Source organism: Streptomyces anatolicus, assembly GCF_019400875.1.
Lineage (GTDB): Bacteria > Actinomycetota > Actinomycetes > Streptomycetales > Streptomycetaceae > Streptomyces > Streptomyces anatolicus.
Genome location: NZ_WMBF01000652.1, coordinates 1 through 3,007 on the forward strand (window position 1 = coordinate 1; position 3,007 = coordinate 3,007).

The window sequence follows — 3,007 nt, forward strand, 5'->3', positions numbered from 1 at the left end:
GCGCCGGGGGCGGCCGGCGGGGGGGGCGGTGCCGACGGTGCCGGCGGTGCTGTCTGGGGAATGGGTCGGTCGGTGGTCGGTGCGAGTGGCGTGGCCGGCATGACGCCCCCCTTCGGTACCACGGGCCCACGGATCAGGCGCAGAGCGTAGCGGCGGGGGCGCCGGCTGCCGCGGTGGTGCCGGTGCGACACGGCGCGGGGAGTGGCGGGCGTCCCCCGTTCGGACCTCCGTCCGGCGCCCCGCGGGGGCGGGCGTACCAGGATGAGGTGGCCGGAGGTCTCGGTGCGGGGCGGCGCGTGCCGCCCCCGGTGCGACGCAGAGGGGTGCCCCATGCAGTTCGACGACGACGCCAACCTGGATACCTCCGAGGTGCGGGACGTGCGCGGCAGTCGGATCCCCGGCGGCCGGGCGACCGTCGGCGGCGGCATCGCCGGTCTCATCGCGCTGGTGCTCGGCCTCGTCTTCGGAGTCGGCCCCGACCAGCTGGGCCTCTCCTCCGGCGACGAGGAGCCGGAGGCCTCGTCCTCGTCCCTCGCGCAGGTGCAGCAGAGCTGCCGCACGGGCCGGGACGCGAACACCAAGGACGACTGCCGCATCGTGGCGGTGGTCAACAGCGTCCAGGACTTCTGGCGCCCGGAGTTCCAGCGCAGACGGGCCTCGTACTCCTCCGCGCAGACCGTCCTGTTCACCAGCCGCGTGGGCACCGCCTGCGGCGCGGCGACCTCGGCGGTCGGCCCGTTCTACTGCCCCGGCGACCGGAAGGTCTATCTGGACCTGGGCTTCTTCGACGAGCTGCGCACGAAGTTCGGCTCCAGCGGCGGGCCCTTCGCACAGGCGTACGTCGTGGCCCATGAGTACGGGCACCACGTGCAGAACCTGACGGGCATCCTGCGGCGCGCCCAGGACGGGCGTACGGGCCGCGACAGCAACGCCGTCAAGGTCGAGCTGCAGGCCGACTGCTACGCCGGTGTCTGGGCGCGGCACGCGACCCGCAGCCCGGACGACCGCACGGGCAAGCCGCTGATCAGCAGCCTCGACGAGGCGGACATCCGGGACGGCCTCGACGCGGCGGCCGCGGTGGGCGACGACCGGATCCAGGAGCGGTTCCAGGGCCGGGTCACCCCCGAGTCCTGGACCCACGGCTCGGCCGAGCAGCGCCAGCGGTGGTTCTACCAGGGGTATCGCACCGGCGACATGGGGCAGTGCGACACCTTCCGGTGAGCACGGGTCTCGTCCAGGAAGTACGGGTCTCGTCCGGTGAGTACGGATCTCATCTGATCGGAGTGAGCGGGTATGGCAGGCGACAACAGTGGACGGCCGAGCATCTTTCCCACGCTGCTGTACGCGGACGCGAGGGCCGCGATCCGGCAGCTGACGGAGGCCTTCGGCTTCACCGAGGTGCACGTGTACGAGACCGACGACGGCGGCGTCGCGCACGCCGAGCTGGCTCAGGGGAACGGCATGGTGATGCTCGGCTCCAAGGGCACGGGCGGCGTCTTCGACCAGGTGATGAAGGACGCGGGGCCCAGCGGCGTGTACATCGTCGTGGACGACGTCGACGCCCACCACCAGCGGGCCAAGGAGCACGGCGCGGAGATCCTGATGCCCCCGACCGACCAGGACTACGGCTCGCGGGACTACATGGCCAGGGACGCCGAGGGCAACGTATGGAGTTTTGGTACGTACGCGCCCGAGGCGGGGGCCTGAGACCTACTCGCCGCCGGTGTGCACCTGGAAGGCGGCGCGGCGCACGGCCTTGGCGAGCGCCGGGTCGGGGTGGGCGGCGGCGAGGGCGACGAGGACCTGGACGGTACGGGGGTGCCCGGCGCGGCGGACCTCGTCGATGAGGGCGGGGACGGTGGGCTGGACCGCCGACTCCAGGTGCCGGACGAGGAGTTGGGCCTCGCCGTGGTCGGCGACGGCCGCCGCGGTGTCGATCCACAGCCAGGTGGCCTCCTCGCGGGTCAGCACGAGGTGGACGTCCTCGGGGTCGGCGCCCTCCTGCTCGGCGAGCCAGAGCAGGGCGTAGGGGCGCAGGGATGCCTCGTCGACGACGGCCCTGACCTCCGCCTCGGCCGGGGCGCCGACCACGCGCAGCGCCTCGAAGGCGAGGCCGCGCAGCAGGGCGTCCTCGCCGCGGGCAGCGGTGAGCAGGTCGGTGACGGCGCTGCCGACGGGGCGGGCGGCGAGCCAGGCGCGGTATTCGGCGCGGGCCGCGTTGGGGCGCAGGCGGGCGCAGCCGCGCAGCATCTCCTCGGCGGACTGCTCGATGTGGCCCGCGGGGCTCTGCGCGGCGACGCAGATCTGCTCCAGCTTGACCCAGACCGCCCAGCTGCCGAGCGGGGTGAGCGTGGCCTGACCGTCGGCGTAGGTGAGCGCGCCGACGGCGGCGAGGCCGTGCAGCGCCCAGTCGAGGAGCGCCGGGAGCGGCACCGCCTCCCGCGGGCGGTCGGCCGAGGCGGCGCCGGGCTCGGGCCGGGCCTCGATCGGGGCCTCGACCTGGGGGCCGTACGCGATCTCGCAGCGCTCGGTGCGCAGTTCCGTGACGCGCTGGTCCAGGAGGTCGAGCAGTTGCGGCACGGGGACGGGGCCCGCCGAGAGCTGGAGGAAGGACAGGAGCTGCGGCATGGCCTCGACGACCTCGGCGACCGCGGCGGGGGCGAGGTGGTCCGGCGCCGGGTGGGCCAGTGACCAGGCGTCGAAGAGGGCGACCCAGCCGCGCAGTACGGCGGTGTCGTCGCGGTCCCAGGCGCGCAGGCGCCATCCGGGGCGGGCGCTGTCGCCGTGCACCTCGATGAGGCCCGCGAGGCGCGCGGTGTCCCAGTCGGCGCGGACCTGAGCGGGGGTCAGTCCCAGCTCGGCGGCGGCCCGTTCGGCGGTGGCGTCGGAGAGGGTGCCGTTCCCGTCGGGCTTGGCGCCGCTGCGGCCGGGGCCGGGGCGCAGGGCGGCGTCGGCCCAGCGGGCGACCCGCACGGCGTCGGCGAGGCCGGCGCGCGCCCTCCTGGCC

The 3,007-nt window shown here is 74.9% G+C and carries 3 protein-coding genes; 2 read left to right on the plus strand and 1 reads right to left on the minus strand.

Annotation, left to right across the window (positions count from 1 at the left end):
* The first annotated feature begins 330 nt into the window (after window positions 1-330).
* Both ypfJ and GKQ77_RS30920 read left to right on the plus strand, forming a co-directional pair.
* Window positions 331-1,221 carry a KPN_02809 family neutral zinc metallopeptidase gene (gene ypfJ / locus GKQ77_RS30915; RefSeq protein ID WP_219692426.1) on the plus strand — a complete coding sequence of 297 codons (891 nt, stop codon included), beginning with the start codon at window positions 331-333 and terminating at the stop codon, window positions 1,219-1,221.
* A gap of 72 nt (window positions 1,222-1,293) precedes the next feature.
* Window positions 1,294-1,707: a VOC family protein gene (locus tag GKQ77_RS30920; protein WP_219692427.1), complete on the plus strand. Its 414-nt coding sequence runs from the start codon at window positions 1,294-1,296 to the stop codon at window positions 1,705-1,707.
* Between the two features lie 3 nt (window positions 1,708-1,710).
* Here the strand turns inward: GKQ77_RS30920 and GKQ77_RS30925 are convergent.
* On the minus strand, window positions 1,711-3,007 hold a 1,297-nt coding region (locus tag GKQ77_RS30925; protein ID WP_258022278.1), incomplete at its 5' end, for a hypothetical protein.

What these genes read in the sequence shown, in the direction of transcription:
- ypfJ (WP_219692426.1), top strand. Translation starts at nt 331, where the DNA reads ATGCAGTTCGACGACGACGCCAACCTGGATACCTCCGAGGTGCGGGAC.
- GKQ77_RS30920 (WP_219692427.1), top strand. Translation starts at nt 1,294, where the DNA reads ATGGCAGGCGACAACAGTGGACGGCCGAGCATCTTTCCCACGCTGCTG.